At 70.2% G+C, this 15,938-nt stretch carries 16 protein-coding genes; 10 read left to right on the top strand and 6 right to left on the bottom strand.

Features of this window, described 5'->3' with window-relative positions; translation table 11 throughout:
* The first annotated feature begins 43 nt into the window (after positions 1-43).
* Entirely contained in the window at positions 44-886 is an 843-nt protein-coding gene (locus tag ACWZJV_RS03705) for a class I SAM-dependent methyltransferase (RefSeq protein ID WP_457180262.1), read from the top strand.
* Here the strand turns inward: ACWZJV_RS03705 and ACWZJV_RS03700 are convergent.
* The 3 genes from ACWZJV_RS03700 to lipB all read right to left on the bottom strand — a co-directional run bounded on the left by ACWZJV_RS03700 (position 883) and on the right by lipB (position 3,409).
* Positions 883-1,593 carry a DUF4191 domain-containing protein gene (locus ACWZJV_RS03700; protein WP_196873679.1) on the bottom strand — a complete coding sequence of 237 codons (711 nt, stop codon included), beginning with the start codon at positions 1,591-1,593 and terminating at the stop codon, positions 883-885. The genes ACWZJV_RS03705 and ACWZJV_RS03700 overlap by 4 nt on opposite strands.
* Positions 1,594-1,629: 36 nt before the next feature.
* Complete coding sequence (lipA, locus tag ACWZJV_RS03695; protein ID WP_008357359.1) at positions 1,630-2,592, bottom strand: lipoyl synthase; 963 nt, start codon at positions 2,590-2,592, stop codon at positions 1,630-1,632.
* A 79-nt stretch (positions 2,593-2,671) separates the two neighbouring features.
* A complete protein-coding gene (lipB, locus tag ACWZJV_RS03690; RefSeq protein ID WP_196873681.1) occupies positions 2,672-3,409 on the bottom strand; it encodes a lipoyl(octanoyl) transferase LipB in 738 nt (245 codons plus the stop codon).
* Positions 3,410-3,552: 143 nt separating this feature from the next.
* On the opposite strand from lipB, the gene ACWZJV_RS03685 reads away from it, so the two are divergent.
* A complete protein-coding gene (locus ACWZJV_RS03685) occupies positions 3,553-4,308 on the top strand; it encodes a hypothetical protein (RefSeq protein ID WP_457180261.1) in 756 nt (251 codons plus the stop codon).
* Positions 4,309-4,413: 105 nt separating this feature from the next.
* On the opposite strand, the gene sucB is transcribed toward ACWZJV_RS03685, so the two are convergent.
* Positions 4,414-6,282, bottom strand: a complete 1,869-nt coding sequence (sucB, locus tag ACWZJV_RS03680; RefSeq protein WP_457180260.1) for a 2-oxoglutarate dehydrogenase, E2 component, dihydrolipoamide succinyltransferase — start codon at positions 6,280-6,282, stop codon at positions 4,414-4,416.
* A 227-nt stretch (positions 6,283-6,509) separates the two neighbouring features.
* Positions 6,510-8,036 (bottom strand): leucyl aminopeptidase, encoded by a 1,527-nt coding sequence (locus tag ACWZJV_RS03675; RefSeq protein WP_457180259.1) that lies wholly within the window; start codon positions 8,034-8,036, stop codon positions 6,510-6,512.
* A gap of 79 nt (positions 8,037-8,115) precedes the next feature.
* Here ACWZJV_RS03675 and gcvT point away from each other — a divergent pair, with 79 nt between their 5' ends.
* Genes gcvT through ACWZJV_RS03635 form a run of 8 tightly spaced genes read left to right on the top strand, consistent with a single transcriptional unit; the run spans position 8,116 to position 15,249 of the window.
* Positions 8,116-9,258 (top strand): glycine cleavage system aminomethyltransferase GcvT, encoded by a 1,143-nt coding sequence (gcvT, locus tag ACWZJV_RS03670; protein ID WP_231380238.1) that lies wholly within the window; start codon positions 8,116-8,118, stop codon positions 9,256-9,258.
* Positions 9,259-9,264: 6 nt separating this feature from the next.
* On the top strand, positions 9,265-9,522 hold the full coding sequence (locus ACWZJV_RS03665; protein ID WP_457180258.1) for a hypothetical protein: 258 nt from the start codon (positions 9,265-9,267) through the stop codon (positions 9,520-9,522).
* Positions 9,523-9,551: 29 nt separating this feature from the next.
* On the top strand, positions 9,552-10,382 hold the full coding sequence (locus ACWZJV_RS03660; RefSeq protein ID WP_457180257.1) for a PhzF family phenazine biosynthesis protein: 831 nt from the start codon (positions 9,552-9,554) through the stop codon (positions 10,380-10,382).
* Between the two features lie 14 nt (positions 10,383-10,396).
* Entirely contained in the window at positions 10,397-11,191 is a 795-nt protein-coding gene (locus tag ACWZJV_RS03655; RefSeq protein ID WP_008357342.1) for a thymidylate synthase, read from the top strand.
* Positions 11,192-11,213: 22 nt separating this feature from the next.
* The gene (locus ACWZJV_RS03650; protein ID WP_457180256.1) at positions 11,214-11,672 is read left to right on the top strand and encodes a dihydrofolate reductase; all 459 of its coding nucleotides are present in this window, start codon (positions 11,214-11,216) and stop codon (positions 11,670-11,672) included.
* Between the two features lie 38 nt (positions 11,673-11,710).
* The gene (locus ACWZJV_RS03645) at positions 11,711-12,649 is read left to right on the top strand and encodes an LLM class F420-dependent oxidoreductase (RefSeq protein WP_457180255.1); all 939 of its coding nucleotides are present in this window, start codon (positions 11,711-11,713) and stop codon (positions 12,647-12,649) included.
* A 15-nt stretch (positions 12,650-12,664) separates the two neighbouring features.
* Positions 12,665-13,552, top strand: coding sequence for a 4-hydroxy-tetrahydrodipicolinate synthase (gene dapA / locus ACWZJV_RS03640; RefSeq protein WP_008357336.1), 888 nt, complete (start codon positions 12,665-12,667; stop codon positions 13,550-13,552).
* A gap of 11 nt (positions 13,553-13,563) precedes the next feature.
* Positions 13,564-15,249, top strand: a complete 1,686-nt coding sequence (locus ACWZJV_RS03635; protein WP_457180254.1) for a ribonuclease J — start codon at positions 13,564-13,566, stop codon at positions 15,247-15,249.
* On the opposite strand, the gene ACWZJV_RS03630 is transcribed toward ACWZJV_RS03635, so the two are convergent.
* Entirely contained in the window at positions 15,246-15,911 is a 666-nt protein-coding gene (locus tag ACWZJV_RS03630) for a lysoplasmalogenase (protein ID WP_457180253.1), read from the bottom strand. The two genes, ACWZJV_RS03635 and ACWZJV_RS03630, sit on opposite strands and share 4 nt — an antisense overlap.
* Between the last annotated feature and the right edge of the window lie 27 nt (positions 15,912-15,938).

Genomic DNA, 15,938 nt, shown 5'->3' with positions numbered 1-15,938 from the left:
CGAACGGGTCCGGCCCTGTGTCGTCTCGTGGGACCGTGGTCGCATGACTCTCGACCCCGAAATCACTCGCCAGATCGAGGCCAACCGAGCCAACTGGGACGCCCGGACGCCGATCCACGTCGCCAGCGACTTCTACGGCATCGACGGGTCCCGGCCCGCCGAGTCCTGGTTCGCCGACTACGAGTGGACCGACCTCGGTGACCTCGCCGGCCGCGAGGTCGTGCACCTGCAGTGTCATCTCGGCACCGAGACGGTCGCCTTCGCGCAGCGTGGTGCGGTGACGTACGGGCTGGACATCTCGGCCGAGGCGGTGGCGGCCGCTCGCCGGATCGCGGAGCAGCGGGGTCTGGCGGTCGACTACCACCAGGCCGACGTCCACGACGCCGTCGAGGTGCTGGGTGCGGGCCGGTTCGACGTCGTCTACACCGGCAAGGGCGCGGTCTGCTACCTGCCCGACATCGACCTGTGGGCGCGGGTGGTGCACGACCTGCTCAAGCCCGGCGGGTTCGTCTACCTCGCCGAGTTCCACCCGCTCCTCGACGCCCTCGGCGAGGTGCCGGAGCCGGGTCACGAGGACTCCCTCGAGCTGCGCCACGACTATCTCTCAGGGCGAGGCGTGATCGCGAAGGACTCGACCCACACCTACACCGACGGCCCGGCACTGAGCACCGCCACGACGGCGTACGAATGGCGCCACGGGGTCGGCGAGGTCGTCACCGCCCTCGCGGGCGCGGGGCTGCGCATCGAGGTCGTCCGTGAGGACGAGCGGCTGCCGTGGCCCCGCTTCCCGTCGATGGTGGCGGGCGAGGACGGCTGGTTCAGGCTGCCCGAGCAGGCGCCCCGGATCCCGTTGCTCTACGCGATCCGGGCACGCCGCGCTGATTAACGGCCGCGGAGGTTGCCGCGCATGCCCTTCATCGAGGTCGGGACGGGGCCCTTCGGGATCGGCATGGTGCCACGGGTGGCGTCGACGGCCTTGAGCCGGTTGATGATGTCGGTGATCTCCGGGCCGGCGACCTTGCGGCCGAGCTTGGTGACGTGCCTGGTCAGCTGCGGCAGCGGCACCTCGTCCTCGCCGTTGCCGGCGACGACGGTCGTGATCGGCACCTCGCCGAGGACCCGGGCGTGGTTGCGCTTGGTGCTGGCCAGCAGCGAGCGGACCTTGCTCGGGCTGTTGCCCTCGCCGACGAGGACGACTCCCGGAGGACCGACCACGCGGTGCACCAGCGTCTGGCTGCGCGGCTCGACACCGACGGCCTGGGTGACGGTCCAGCCGCGGCGGAGCATGGTCAGGGCTGCGTACCCGCCGCCGACCTGACCCTCGAGGCGGGAGTACATGACCTTCTGCGCACGCCGGGAGAAGACCACCATCGCGGCCAGGAGGCCGGCCAGGAGGGCGCCGACGATCGTGAAGATCCAGGAGAAGATGCCCTCGCCGGGCAGGAGCCAGAAGATCACGCCGGCCACCGCGGCGACGACCACGAAGATCGAGACCAGGATCAGGCCGATCTTGGGGTCTGACTGCTTGGTGAGCTTGTAGGTCTCCACCATCTGCTGGCGGCGACTCATGCTGCTCGGGTCGGTCTGGGACATCTTCCTCTTTCAGTCTTCAGAAATTCGTACGCTGCCTCAGGCTGTGGTCTCGACAGGCTCGACCACCGAGGCGGTGCGTGCCTCGATTGCCTGACGGTACAGCCGACCGGCGCGGTAGGACGAACGAACGAGCGGTCCGGACATGACGCCGGAGAAACCGATCTCCTCGGCCTCGGCCTGGAGCTCGATGAACTCCTCGGGCTTGACCCAGCGCTCGACGGGGTGGTGACGCACGCTCGGGCGCAGGTACTGCGTGATCGTGATCAGCTCGCAGCCGGCGGCGTGCAGGTCGCGCAGCGCCTCGGAGACCTCCTCGCGGGTCTCGCCCATGCCGAGGATCAGGTTGGACTTGGTGACCAGACCGAAGTCGCGGGCCTGGGTGATCACGTCGAGGCTCCGCTCGTAGCGGAAGGCCGGGCGGATCCGCTTGAAGATCCGCGGCACGGTCTCGACGTTGTGGGCGAGGACCTCGGGACGGGACTCGAAGACCTCCTCGAGCAGCTCGGGGATGCCGTTGAAGTCGGGGATGAGGTTCTCGACGCCGGTCTCGGGGTTGAGCTCGTGGATCTGCTTGACCGTCTCGGCGTAGAGCCAGGCACCGCCGTCGGCGAGGTCGTCGCGGGCGACGCCGGTGATCGTGGCGTACTTCAGGCCCATGGTCTGCACGGACTCGGCCACGCGGCGCGGCTCGTCGCGGTCGAGGTCGGTCGGCTTGCCGGTGTCGATCTGGCAGAAGTCGCAGCGGCGGGTGCACTGGTCGCCACCGATGAGGAAGGTGGCCTCGCGGTCCTCCCAGCACTCGAAGATGTTGGGGCAGCCGGCCTCCTGGCACACCGTGTGCAGGCCCTCGGACTTCACCAGCGCGGTGAGCTCCTTGTATTCCGGCCCCATCTTCGCTTTGGTCTTGATCCACTCCGGTTTGCGTTCGATCGGAGTCTGAGCGTTGCGGACCTCGAGACGGAGGAGCTTGCGACCTTCTGGGGCAGGAGCTTGAGTCACCCCACCAGCCTACGCCGGGGGAGGGTGGAACCCCGAAGCCAGGCGGTTACTGGACGGTCACTCCGCTTCGGTGCCTGGGTCAGGTCAGGCTGGGGGAGAGCAGCGGAACTCGTGGAGTCTTGGCCGGGTCGGGCTTGGGCTCCAGGCTCGGCCCCTGCTCGTAGTCGCGCCAGGAGAGCATCTCGGCGATCTGCGCGTGCAGCACCGGCATCGCCTCGGCGTTGCCGATTTGGCGGCCCGCCTCGATCGAGAGGGTGGTCACGCCGGCGTCGGAGATCCCGCACGGCACGAACCGCTCGTACCACCCCAGGTCGACGTCGCAGTTGAGCGCGATGCCGTGCATCGTCACGTGCTGGCTGACCCGCAGCCCGATCGCTCCGACCTTCCGCTCCAGTCGGCGCACGCCGTCCGGGGTCTCGCCCGCGGGCAGCCACACGCCGCTACGGCCCGGGACCCGGTAGGCGGTGACGCCGAACTCGGCACAGGTGCGGATCATCGCCTGCTCCAGGCGGCGTACGAAGTCGACGACCTTGACCTTCTCGGGCAGTCGCACGATCGGATAGGCGACGATCTGGCCGGGGCCGTGGAAGGTGACCTCGCCGCCGCGGTCGACGTCGATCACCGGCGCGCCGCCGGGATCCGCGGGGCGGTCCTCCGGCTTCGTACGCTTCCCGGCGGTGTAGGTCGGCGGGTGCTCGAGCAGCAGCACGGTGTCGGGCTCTTCGCGGTCCACGACGCGCTGGTGGATCTGCTTCTGCAGCTCCCAGGCGTCCAGGTAGTCGATCGTCCCGACCTCAACGAAGCGCAGCTCTGTCACACCCGAGATCGTACGCCGGGCCGGATAACGGTTTGGCGATAACCCCGCGGGGGTAAAGAGATTGTGCACAGAATGCGTCTGTTTCGGCTGGCCGCGCTCGGGAGCGATCGGTCATCGGATCAGTCTTGAAAGGCACACCAGACGTGCGTACCACCCAGAACCGGCGCCGCCTCGCGGCCGCCGTCCTCGTCCTGGCCACGACCGGCGCTCTCGCGGCGTGCGGAGCCGGCGACGAGGGAGACAAGAACACCAAGGCTTCGGCGTCCGAGGCGACGCCGGACTTCGAGAAGGGTGCCAAGCTGACGGCTGACGAAGCCCACAAGGTGCTCGATGACGTCATGAAGGGCACGAGCACGGCACGCTACGCCGTCTCCATCGAACCAGCCGGCGGCAGCGAGGCGATCGAGGGGAGCGGGAGCGGAGAGATCCAGATGGATCCGCTCTCGGTCCGGGCGACCGGGACGGTGACTCAGGACGGGGAGACGATGGATCTCGACTACGTCGTTCTCGGTGAGGACGAGATCTACTCCAAGATCGAGGGGGAGTGGGCCAAGAACGGACTCGCGGCATTGACCGTCCTTGCGCTTCCGCCGGCGAGCACGGTCATCGAGGCGACGCGCGCAGCGATCGAGCCGAGCAGCACGGTCTATGTCGGTCAGGAGTCGATCGACGGCGTCGACGCGGCCCACTACACCTTCACCTCCGGTGAAGAGTCCGAGGCCGGCACCGAGGAGCCGGTCGATCTCTACGTCGGCTCGGGTGACCGGCTCATGCGCGTGTTCATGAAGCTCGAGGACATCGCGACCATCACGTACGACCTGTCCCACCACGGCGAGAAGGTGACGATCGAGAAGCCCGACGGCGAGATCACGGACATGACCGACATGGATCTCGGCTGATCCGACCCCCTGTCACAGCCGGGTTGGGCACCGGCGTCGCAGATGCGTCGCGGCGTGGTCCGGATCGGACCGCGCCGCGACGTACTGATCGTTGGCCCAGCCAGCTCAGATCTCGAACTGAGCGGCCTCGAGACGCTTCTTCACGTCCTGGAGGAAGCGGCCGGCGTCGGCGCCGTCGACCAGGCGGTGGTCGTAGGTCAGCGCGACGTTGACCATGTAGCGCACCGCGATGGTCTCGCCCAGGTCCGGGTCGTCGATGACGACCGGACGCTTCACGACAGCACCCGGGCCGAGGATGGCGACCTGCGGCTGGTTGATGATCGGGGTGTCGAAGAGCGCACCGAACGAGCCCAGGTTGGTGATCGTGAAGGTGCCACCGGAGAGCTCGTCCGGGGTGATCTTGTTGTTGCGCGTGCGGTCGGCGACATCGGCGATCTTCTTCGCGATGCCTGCGATCGACAGGTCGCCGGCGTCCTTGACGACCGGGGTCAGCAGACCGCGCTCGGTGTCGACGGCGAAGGCGATGTTCTCGCGGTCGTAGTAGGTGACCGTGCCGGCCTCGACGTCGATCCCGGCGTTGAGCTTCGGGTGCACCTTGAGCGCGTCGATCGCGGCCTTGGCGAAGAAGGGCAGGTAGGTCAGCTTGACGCCCTCGCGCTGCAGGAAGCCGGCCTTGTTGGCGTCACGGAGGCGGGCGATGTTGGTGACATCGACCTCCATGACCTGGGTCAGCTGGGCCGCGGTGTGCAGCGACTCGGTCATCCGCTCGGCGATCACCTTGCGCAGGCGCGAGATCTTCTCGGTGGTGCCACGCAGCGGCGACGGGGCCGCCGGAGCGGCGGCGGGAGCGGCGGAGGCCGCCGGAGCCGCGGCTGCTGCCGGAGCAGCGGCCGGAGCCGACTTGGCGGCGGCCGCCTGGAGGATGTCCTCCTTGCGGATGCGGCCACCCACACCGGAACCCTGCACGGTGTTGAGGTCGACGTTGTGCTGAGCGGCGAGCTTGCGCACCAGCGGGGTGACGTAGCCACCGGGCTGGATCGCAGGGGAGCTGTCGGTGGCCGGGGCGGCGTGGGCCGGGGCTGCGGGAGCCGGAGCCGGAGCCGTGGCTGCCGGAGCCGTGGCTGCCGGAGCCGGAGCGGCCGGGGCGGGCGCTGCCGGCGCCGGGGCGGGCGCGGCAGGCGCGGGCGCGGCGGCGGCCGGAGCGGGCTCGGGGGCCGGAGCAGGAGTCGGCTCGGGGGCCGGCTCCGGAGTGGGCTCGGGAGCCGGGGCGGCCGGAGCAGGCGCGGCGGCCGGGGCGGCGGCCGGGGCGGCGCCGGCGTCACCGACGAGCGCGAGCACGGCGCCGACCTCGACGGTCTCGTCCTCGGCGACCTTGATCTCGAGCAGGGTGCCGGCCACCGGCGAAGGGATCTCGGTGTCGACCTTGTCGGTGGAGACCTCGAGCAGCGCGTCGTCCACGGCCACCGTGTCGCCGACCTGCTTGAGCCAGCGGGTGACGGTGCCCTCGGTGACCGACTCGCCCAGCGCGGGGAGAGCGACCTCGGTGGCGTTGCCACCGGCGGCGGGCGCCGGAGCGGCAGGCGCGGCCGGAGCGGCGGGCTCGGCAGGCGCCTCGGGCTCGGCCGGAGCAGCAGGGGCGGCGGGGGCCTCGGGCTCGGCGGCAGGAGCGGGAGCGGCGGCCTCGGCGGGCTCGGCCGCCGGCGCGGCGGGCTCGGCCGGGGCGGAGCCGGCCTCGTCGGCGGCACCGATGACGGCGAGCAGGCCACCGACCTCGACGGTGTCGTCCTCGGCGGCCTTGATCTCGAGCACGGTGCCCGCGACCGGGGAGGGGATCTCGGTGTCGACCTTGTCGGTGGAGACCTCCAGCAGGGCCTCGTCGACCGCAACGGTGTCGCCGACCTGCTTGAGCCAGCGGGTGACGGTGCCCTCGGTGACGGACTCGCCGAGTGCCGGGAGAGTTACTTCGGTGGCCATGGGTTCCTTCGTTCTACGTCTGTTCGTTGCTCTACTTGTATGTCCGGAAACGCGCGCCGTCACCGCCGGGCCGCAGGCTCGGTGAGGAGACTCTGTGAGAAGAGAGGCGCATCGGTCTGGGCCGACACCTGCCCGACGCACGCATGGTGCCGCCGGACGGGCGGCCAAGGGCGTCGATCACGGGCCCATCTTGTCACTACCCCCGCAGCGCTGTGTCAACCGGACCACTACTGATCGGTAGCCATCTCGCGTACGTAGTCCACCAGTGTTGCCACCGCCACACCCGTGCCTCCGGGAGTCTGATGGCCCGAGGCGCCCCCGCTGTTGAAGGAGGGTCCGGCGATGTCGAGATGGGCCCAGGGAAGGCCGCCGGTGAACTCGCGCAGGAACGCTGCTGCGTAGAGGCCACCACCCCAGCGGATCCAGTCGTGCTGGTTGAGGTCGGCCACCTTGGAGGAACGGATCCGCTCGTCCATCCATTCCGGGATCGGCATCGGCCACATCTGCTCCCCGGCGACCTCGGCGGCGGCGAGGATGCGCTCGACGACCTCCTCGGAGCCGAGCACGCCGCTCACCTTGTCGCCCAGCGCCATCACCATGTGGCCGGTGAGCGTAGCCACGTCGATGATCACGTCGGGGGAGACCTCGGTGGCCCGCACCAGCGCGTCGGCGAGGATCATCCGCCCCTCGGCGTCCATGTTGGAGACCTCGACGGTCGTGCCGCCGTAGTGGGTGACGACGTCGCCGGGACGGTAGGAGGAGCCGGAGACCATGTTCTCCGCCATCGGCACGAACGCGGAGACCTTCACCGGAAGCCCGAGACGGGCGATCGCGAAGGTCGCCTGGGCCACCGCGGCGGCCCCGGCCATGTCCGACTTCATCGTGGACATCGAGCTGCCCGGCTTGATGGTGAGGCCGCCGGAGTCGAAGGTGATGCCCTTGCCGACCAGCGCGATGTGGCCGCGGGCGTCGTCGGGGGAGTAGGTCAGCTCGACCAGGCGCGGCGGAGCCGCCGAGCCCATGCCCACGGCGAGGATGCCGCCGCAGCCGAGCTCGGCGAGCTGCTCCTCGTCGTAGACGGTCGTCTCGACACCGTCGACCAGGCCGGCCACGTGCTCGATGGCCTCGGCGAACGCCGGTGGAGTCAGGTCGGCGGGCGGGACGTTGACCCACTCGCGGGTGCCGGCGATCGCCTGGGCGAGGATCTGCGCCTGCTCGAAGGCGGTGACCGCGTCCGTACGCCGCGCGATCGGGCTCAGGACCGCGACGTCGCTCGGGCCCTTGCTCTCCCCGCCGGACTTGCCCGAGCCCGACTTGTAGGCGGTGTAGGTGTAGCCGCCGAGGAGGTAGCCCTCGGTGACCGCACGGACCAGCTCGGGGGTGTCGGCGGGCAGGGCCACGGCGACGGAGGTGGCGTTGGGCACCGAGCGGGCGGCGGCACCGGCGGCGCGGCGTACGGCATCGGCCGAGTAGGTCCCGTCGGCATCGGCCCTGCCGAGACCGACCATCACCAGGAGCTGTGCGCCGATCTCCTCGCCCGCGGGCAGCCGGGTGACCTCGCCGGCCTTGCCGCTGACGCCCAGGGTGGCCAGCATCCCGCGCCACCTGCGGCCGTAGGCGGCCTTGACGTCCTCCGCGCCCGTCGTGACCTCGACGTCCTTCGCGCCCTGGCCGACGCCGACGACGACCGCCTCGGCACGGGTCTTGGCGGGAGAGGCGGTACGCAGCGTGTAGGTGATGTCAGGCAGGGTCACGCCGTGCAGTCTAGGTGTGGCACGCCGGAGGAGGGGCCACGGACCGGGCTGTGTCGACCAGGTGCGATAGGTTCGCAGCATGGCTGATGAGACCTCCATGGGGGGCGGGTCGGAGCTGCTCCAGTCCCCTCTGCACACAAAGCACCAGGAACTCGGTGCGAAGTTCGGTGAGTTCGGCGGCTGGTCGATGCCGCTGGAGTACTCCGGGGTCGTCAAGGAGCACACCGCCGTACGCGAGGCCGTCGGTGTCTTCGACGTCAGCCATCTCGGCAAGGTCATGATCAGCGGTCAGGGTGCCGCCGAGTTCGTCAACGCCTCGTTCACCAACGACCTCGGCCGGATCAAGCCCGGCAAGGCGCAGTACACGCTGTGCTGCGACGAGGAGACCGGCGGCATCGTCGACGACCTCATCGCCTACTACCGCGACGACGAGCACGTCCTGATCGTCCCCAACGCCGCCAACACCCCCGAGGTCGTACGCCGGCTCCAGGCTGCCGCGCCCGCGGGCATCACCCTCACCGACCACCACCGCGACTACGCGGTGCTCGCCGTCCAGGGGCCGAAGTCCGACGAGCTGCTCGAGGCCGTCGGGCTCCCGGCCGGCCACGAATACATGTCCTTCGTGGAGGCCGCCGCCCGCGACGTGCTCGGTGACGAGATCGGCGTGGTCGTGTGCCGCTCGGGCTACTCCGGCGAGCGCGGCTACGAGCTGATCGTCGCCAACGAGGCCGCCGAGGCGCTCTGGGACGCGCTGCTGTCCCGGGGCGAGGCGCTGGGCGCGCTGCCGTGCGGCCTCGGCGCCCGCGACACCCTGCGCACCGAGATGGGCTACCCGCTCCACGGCCAGGACATCACCCTCGACGTCACCCCCAACGAGGCCGGGCTCGGCTGGGCCGTCGGCTGGAAGAAGGAGGCCTTCTGGGGCCGCGACAAGCTCGTCGCGGAGAAGGAGGCCGGCCCGAAGCGCGCGCTGCGCGGCATCGTCGCCGTCGGCCGCGGCATCCCACGCCCGCACATGACGGCGTCGCTGACCGCCGACGTACCGGTCGGCGAGGTCACCTCCGGCACCTTCTCGCCCACGTTGAAGAAGGGCGTCGGCCTGGTGCTCGTCTCGACCACCGTCAACCCCGAGGCCGAGATCGGCATCGACGTACGCGGCCGCCGCGAGATCTTCCAGCTCACCAAGCCGCCCTTCGTCCCGTCGCACGTGAGGGAGGGCTGAGCCCGCATGAGCATCCCGGACGTACCTTCGGTGTTCAAGCAGCCCACGGCTGCCGAGCGGCCGTGGTGGTGGCAGCTCGTCGACGCCTCGGGTGCCGAGGTGGCGGTCGTCGGAGAGCTCGCCGGCCAGCGCTTCGCCAACCAGAGCGACGCCGAGTCGTGGGTGGGCGAGGTCTGGCAGGACCTCCTGGACGCGGGCGTGGCCGCGGTGGTGCTCTTCGAGCACGACCGCCAGGTCTACGGCCCGATGAAGCTGACCGCCTGACCCCGTCTCCCTGCGGATAGGGTCGGCGCGTGAGTGCCTATGAGTTCCGTCAGGTCGACGTCTTCACCGACGAGCCGCTGCTGGGCAACCCGGTAGCCGTCGTGCACGGGGCCGACGGCCTCACCGACGAGCAGATGGCCGCCTTCGCGCGGTGGACGAACCTGTCCGAGACGACGTTCCTGCTGAGCCCCACGGACCCGGCCGCCGACTACCGGCTGCGGATCTTCACGGTCGGCGGTGAGCTGCCGTTCGCGGGCCACCCGACGCTCGGCTCGGCGCACGCGTGGCTGGAGGCGGGCGGCAAGCCCCAGGGCACCGGCCTGGTGCAGGAGTGCGGCGTCGGGCTGGTCGAGCTGCGCCGCGACGGGCGGATCGCCTTCGCCGCCCCCGAGCTGCTCCGCGGCGGCGAGGTCGACGAGGAGACCCTCGGCGCCATCGCGAAGGGCCTGCAGATCGACCGGGGCGACATCCTCGACGCGCGGTGGTGCGACAACGGGCCGGGCTGGGTCGGCGTGATGCTCGCCGACGCGGAGGCGGTCCTGGCCGTCACCCCCGACCACGCCGCCCTGGGCGACCACAAGGTGGGGCTGGTCGGGCGCTACCCCGAGGGCAGCGCGTGCGCGGTCGAGGTCCGGGCGTTCTACCCGGCCGACGGCGTCGCCTTCGAGGACCCGGTCACCGGCTCGCTCAACGCCGCCCTCGGGCAGTGGCTGGCGGGGTCGCTGCTCCCCGATGCGTACGTCTCCTCCCAGGGGACCGTCATGAAGCGGAGGGGACGGGTGTACGTCGAGCGGACGCAGGACCAGGTGTGGGTGGGCGGAGACACACTGACCACCATCCGCGGGACCGTCGAGCTCTGACCTAGGCTGGGGCCGTGCAGTCCTACCTTGATCTGTTGACCCGCATCCTCGACGAGGGTGTGGAGAAGTCCGACCGCACCGGGACGGGCACGATCAGCGTCTTCGGTCACCAGACCCGCTACGACCTGGCCGAGGGTTTCCCCCTGCTGACCACGAAGAAGATCCACACCAGGTCCGTCTTCGGTGAGCTGCTGTGGTTCCTGCGCGGCGACACCAACGTGCGCTGGCTCCAGGAGCGCGGCATCACGATCTGGGACGAGTGGGCCGACGAGAACGGCGATCTGGGCCCGGTCTACGGCTACCAGTGGCGCTCCTGGCCGACGCCCGACGGCCGTCACGTCGACCAGATCGCCCGGATCATCGACCAGATCAAGCAGGACCCGGACAGCCGCCGCCACATCGTGACCGCCTGGAACCCGGCCGACATCGACGACATGGCGCTGCCGCCGTGCCACACGCTGTGCCAGTTCTACGTCGCCGACGGCAAGCTGAGCCTGCAGCTCTACCAGCGCTCCGCCGACGTGTTCCTCGGCGTGCCGTTCAACATCGCCTCCTACGCCCTGCTCACCCATATGGTCGCCCACGTGACCGGTCTGCAGCCGGGTGAGTTCGTGCACACGCTCGGCGACGCCCACCTCTACAGCAACCACGTCGAGCAGGCGCGTCTCCAGCTCACCCGCACCCCGCGGCCGCTGCCGACGCTGCGCCTCAACCCGGACGTCAAGGACATCGACGCCTTCGACCTCGACGACATCACCGTCGAGGGCTACGACCCGGCTCCCGGCATCAAGGCCCCCGTTGCCGTCTGAGGCGGCACCGGGGCGGGTCGTGATGGTCGCCGCCGTCGCCGACAACGGCGTCATCGGCAACGGCCCCGACATCCCCTGGAAGATCCCCGGCGAGCAGGCCGAGTTCAAGGCGATCACGATGGGTCACACGCTCGTCATGGGCCGCACCACCTTCGAGTCCATCGGCCGCCCCCTCCCGGGCCGCACGACGGTCGTCCTGACCACCGACGAGGACTGGGCCTACGACGGTGTCCTGGTCGCCCACGACATCGAGTCCGCCCTCACCCTGGCCGCGGCCGAGCAGGGCGACACGGTCATCGCCGGGGGAGCGCAGGTCTACGCCGCTGCCCTCCCTTACGCCACCGAGCAGGTCATCACCCGGGTCCACCTGAGGCCGGAGGGCGACGTCCTCTACCCGCCGTTCGACGAGACCGAGTGGGTCGAGACGAGGCGCGAGCCGCACGAGGCGTACGACCGGGTGTTCCTCACCCGTGCTCCCTGACGCGCGAGTAGCCTCGCCGTCCCTCTAAGGTAAACGGCATGGAGCTGCGCATCTTCACCGAGCCCCAGCAGGGGGCGTCCTACGCCGACATCCTCGCCGTCGCCCAGAGGGCCGAGGAGCTCGGGTTCGGAGCGTTCTTCCGCTCCGACCACTACCTGAAGATGGGGTCGGTCGACGGGCTGCCCGGACCGAGCGACGCCTGGACGACGCTCGCCGCCCTGGCCCGCGACACCAGCACGATCCGGCTCGGCACGCTGGTCACCTCGGCGACCTTCCGCTTCCCGGGCGTCCTGGCCATCCAGGCCGCCAACGTGGACGACATGTCCGAGGGCCGGGTCGAGCTCGGACTGGGCGCGGGCTGGTTCGAGGAGGAGCACGCGGCGTACGGGATCCCGTTCCCGGCGCTCGGGGAGCGCTTCGACCGGCTCGAGGAGCAGCTCGAGATCATCACCGGCCTGTGGGCGACCGAACCCGGGGAGACCTTCGGCTTCGAGGGGAAGCACTACACGATCACGGACAGCCCGGGTCTGCCGAAGCCGGTCCAGACCGGTGGCCATGCCGGCTCGATCCCGGTGATCGTGGGCGGCGGCGGCAAGAAGCGTACGCCGACGCTGGCCGCGACGTTCGCCGACGAGTTCAACGCCGCGTTCGTCTCCGTGGAGGAGTCCCAGGCGCTCTTCGAGAACGTCGGGCGCTTCGTCGAGGCGGCCGGTCGTGACGACTCGATGATCTACTCCGCCGCCCAGGTGCTCTGCGTCGGGCGCGACGAGGACGAGCTCGCCCGCCGCGCGCAGGCGATCGGCCGCGAGCCCGCCGAGCTGCGTGAGAACGGCCTGGCCGGGACCCCGGACGAGGTGGTCGCCAAGATCAAGCGGTTCGAGGACGTCGGTGCCAGCCGGATCTACCTCCAGGTGCTCGATCTGAGCGATCTCGACCATCTCGCACTCGTAGCCGACGAGGTCATGCAGCGCGTCTGACGATAGTCTGTAGCCATGACTGATGCTCCCTTCGGCACCGTGCTCTCAGCACTCGTCACGATCTTCAACGACGACGGCTCGGTCGATCTGGAGCAGACCCAGAAAGTCGCCAAGCACCTGGTCGATCACGGCCACGACGGCATCGTCGTCTCCGGCACCACCGGTGAGTCGCCGACCACCACTCCGGCCGAGGACGGCGAGATCCTGGCGGCCGTCAAGGACGCCGTCGGCGACCGTGCCAAGATCGTGGCCGGCATCGGCACCAACGACACCCGCACCAGCGTCGAGCTCGCCAAGCAGGCGGCCTCGGTCGGCGCCGACGGCCTGCTGCTGGTGACGCCCTACTACAACAAGCCGGGCGAGCGCGGCATCCGCGAGCACTTCCGCACCGTCGCCTCCGCCACCGACACCCCCGTCATCCTCTACGACGTCCCCGGCCGCACCGGGTCCCCGATCACCCTCGACACCTATCGCGAGGCGATCACCTGGGACACCGTCGTCGCGGTCAAGGAGGCCGCCGGCGACTTCCCGCGCGGCACCCGCCTGCTCGACCTGGGCTACTCGATCTACTCCGGTGACGACGCGCTCACCCTCGCCTGGCTGGCGCACGGCGCCGTCGGCGTGATCAGCGTCGCCGCTCACGTGCTCGGCGACCAGACGCGGACGATGATCGACGCCTTCGCGGCCAGCGACATCGAGACCGCCCGCAAGACCTATGCGCGGATGCTCCCCGCGATCGACGCCATCATGGGCGTCCCGAACTACGGAGCCACCACTGCCAAGGCCGCTCTCGAGCTGACCGGCGTGATCGACAACCGCAACGTGCGAGGGCCCCTGGTGGCGCTCGACGACGACGAGGTCGAGGCGCTGCGAGCCGGGCTGGAGGCCTCTGGCCTTCTCTAGAAGGAATGCCTTTGTCTCACCCACACCCGGAGCTGACCGAACCCGGCAAGCTCCCCAAGGGCGGCCTGCGGGTCACCCCTCTCGGCGGCCTCGGCGAGGTCGGCCGCAACATGACCGTCTTCGAGTACGACGGCCGGCTGCTGATCGTCGACTGCGGCGTGCTCTTCCCCGAGGAGCAGCAGCCCGGCGTCGACCTGATCCTGCCCGACTTCGGTCCGATCCGTGACCGGCTCGGCGACGTCGAGGCGCTGGTCCTGACCCATGGTCACGAGGACCACATCGGCGCGACGCCCTACCTGCTCCGCGAGCGCCAGGACATCCCGCTGGTCGGCTCCGAGCTGACCCTGGCCCTGCTCGGCTCCAAGCTGCGCGAGCACCGCCTGCGCGAGACCGTCCAGCACAACGTACGCGAGGGCGACACGATCAGCTTCGGGCCGTTCGAGCTCGAGTTCGTCGCCGTCAACCACTCCATCCCGGACGCGCTCGCGGTCGCGATCCGCACCGGCGCCGGACTGGTGCTGCACACCGGTGACTTCAAGATGGACCAGCTGCCGCTGGACGGCCGGATCACCGACCTGCGCGCCTTCGCCCGGCTCGGCGAGGAGGGCGTGGACCTGTTCCTCACCGACTCCACCAACGCCGAGGTCCCCGGCTTCACGACCGCCGAGAAGAAGATCGCGCCCGCGATCGAGCAGGTCTTCCGCGAGTCCGACCAGCGCATCATCGTGGCCTGCTTCGCCTCCCACGTGCACCGCGTCCAGCAGGTGCTGGACAGCGCCGTCGCGCACGGGCGCAAGGTGGCGTACGTCGGTCGCTCGATGGTCCGCAACATGCAGATCGCCGCCGACCTGGGCTACCTGCACGTGCCCGAGGACGTCATCGTCGACGCCAAGGAGCTCGCCGAGCTGCCGCCGGAGCGCGTCGTGATGGTCTCGACCGGCTCGCAGGGCGAGCCGATGTCGGCGCTGTCGCGGATCGCCAACGGCACCCACAACTTCGTCCACATCGAGCCGGGCGACACCGTCCTGCTCGCCTCCTCGCTGATCCCGGGCAACGAGAACTCGGTCTACCGGGTGATCAACGGCCTCGCCCGTCTCGGCGCCAACGTGGTCCACAAGGGCAACGCGCTGGTGCACGTCTCCGGCCACGCCAGCGCCGGCGAGCTGCTCTACTGCTACAACATCGTCCGCCCGCGCAACGTGATGCCCGTGCACGGCGAGGTGCGCCACCTGCTCGCCAACGGCGACCTGGCCCGCCAGACCGGCGTGGAGAGCGTCGTCTACGCCGAGGACGGCGTCGTCGTCGACCTCATCGACGGCAAGGCCGAGATCGCCGGCAAGGTCGAGTGCGGCTACGTCTTCGTCGACGGCACCACCGTCGGCGACGTCACCGAGTCCGAGCTCAAGGACCGCCGCATCCTCTCCGAGGAGGGCTTCGTCTCGATCATCGTCGTGGTCGACTCCGTCAACGGGGTGGTCTCGAGCGGACCCGAGATCCACGCCCGCGGCCACGTCTGGCCCGACAACGCCTTCGACCCGATCAAGCAGCCGATCGTCAAGGCGGTCAACCGCGCCATCTCCGAGGGCGCGACCGACACCTACCAGCTGCAGCAGGCCATCCGGCGTACGTTCGGGCGCTGGGTCTCCAGCACCCACCGCCGGCGCCCGATGATCATCCCGGTCGTCATCGAGGCCTAGGAGAGCTGTAGCAGCACTCCGGCCGTGATCAGCGCCTGGCCGACGTGGTAGGTCGTCATGATCGCCACGTCGGTCAGGCGCGGCGGCTCGTTGCCGTGCTCGGCGAGGTTGAGCCCGATCAGGGTGTCGCTGATGACGAAGACGAGCGCACCCGCGGCGATCCACACGCTCCCGGTCAGCCAGGCGAGCACGAGCATGCCGGCGATCACGAGCGAGTACGCAGCCAGCGCCGCCGCCACCGGCGTACCGCCCATCTGGCGGGCGCCCCGGAGCACCCGCCCCATCGGGATCGCGAGCGCGATCGCCGCGGCGAAGCCGGCCCAGGACCACGCGGGGGCGTCGAGGCCGAGGGTGAGGAAGGTCACGGCGTACGCCAGGTGGCCGACGAAGAACAGCCCCACCCCGCCGAGGAACCGCCGGGTCGAGGACCCGATCATCGAGATGTCCCCGAGCATCCCGAAGAAGAGCGCGACGAGCAGCCACCAGGCGGCCGGCTCCCCGCCGCTGACCAGCCCCATCAGCACCGTCAGCCCCATGAGTCCCACCATCACCAGCGGCTTGGTGACGTAGTGGAGCCGTCGCCAGCCGAACCACACGCAGGCCCAGTCGATGAGGGCATCGACGGCGGTGAGGAGGGCGACCAGGACTGTCAGGCTCTGCATGGCGGCAAACTACACTGCTGCAACACA

The sequence above is a fragment of the Nocardioides sp. WG-D5 genome, from assembly GCF_054031175.1.
Note: the sequence above shows the minus strand (reverse complement) of the source record. Positions and strands in the feature narration are given on the sequence as shown.

Excerpts from the sequence above, each read along its gene's own strand:
- ACWZJV_RS03705 (WP_457180262.1), top strand. The coding sequence starts at position 44 with ATGACTCTCGACCCCGAAATCACTCGCCAGATCGAGGCCAACCGAGCC.
- ACWZJV_RS03700 (WP_196873679.1), bottom strand. The coding sequence starts at position 1,593 with ATGTCCCAGACCGACCCGAGCAGCATGAGTCGCCGCCAGCAGATGGTG.
- sucB (WP_457180260.1), bottom strand. The coding sequence starts at position 6,282 with ATGGCCACCGAAGTAACTCTCCCGGCACTCGGCGAGTCCGTCACCGAG.
- gcvT (WP_231380238.1), top strand. The coding sequence starts at position 8,116 with ATGGCTGATGAGACCTCCATGGGGGGCGGGTCGGAGCTGCTCCAGTCC.
- ACWZJV_RS03665 (WP_457180258.1), top strand. The coding sequence starts at position 9,265 with ATGAGCATCCCGGACGTACCTTCGGTGTTCAAGCAGCCCACGGCTGCC.
- ACWZJV_RS03650 (WP_457180256.1), top strand. The coding sequence starts at position 11,214 with ATGGTCGCCGCCGTCGCCGACAACGGCGTCATCGGCAACGGCCCCGAC.
- ACWZJV_RS03645 (WP_457180255.1), top strand. The coding sequence starts at position 11,711 with ATGGAGCTGCGCATCTTCACCGAGCCCCAGCAGGGGGCGTCCTACGCC.
- dapA (WP_008357336.1), top strand. The coding sequence starts at position 12,665 with ATGACTGATGCTCCCTTCGGCACCGTGCTCTCAGCACTCGTCACGATC.
- ACWZJV_RS03630 (WP_457180253.1), bottom strand. The coding sequence starts at position 15,911 with ATGCAGAGCCTGACAGTCCTGGTCGCCCTCCTCACCGCCGTCGATGCC.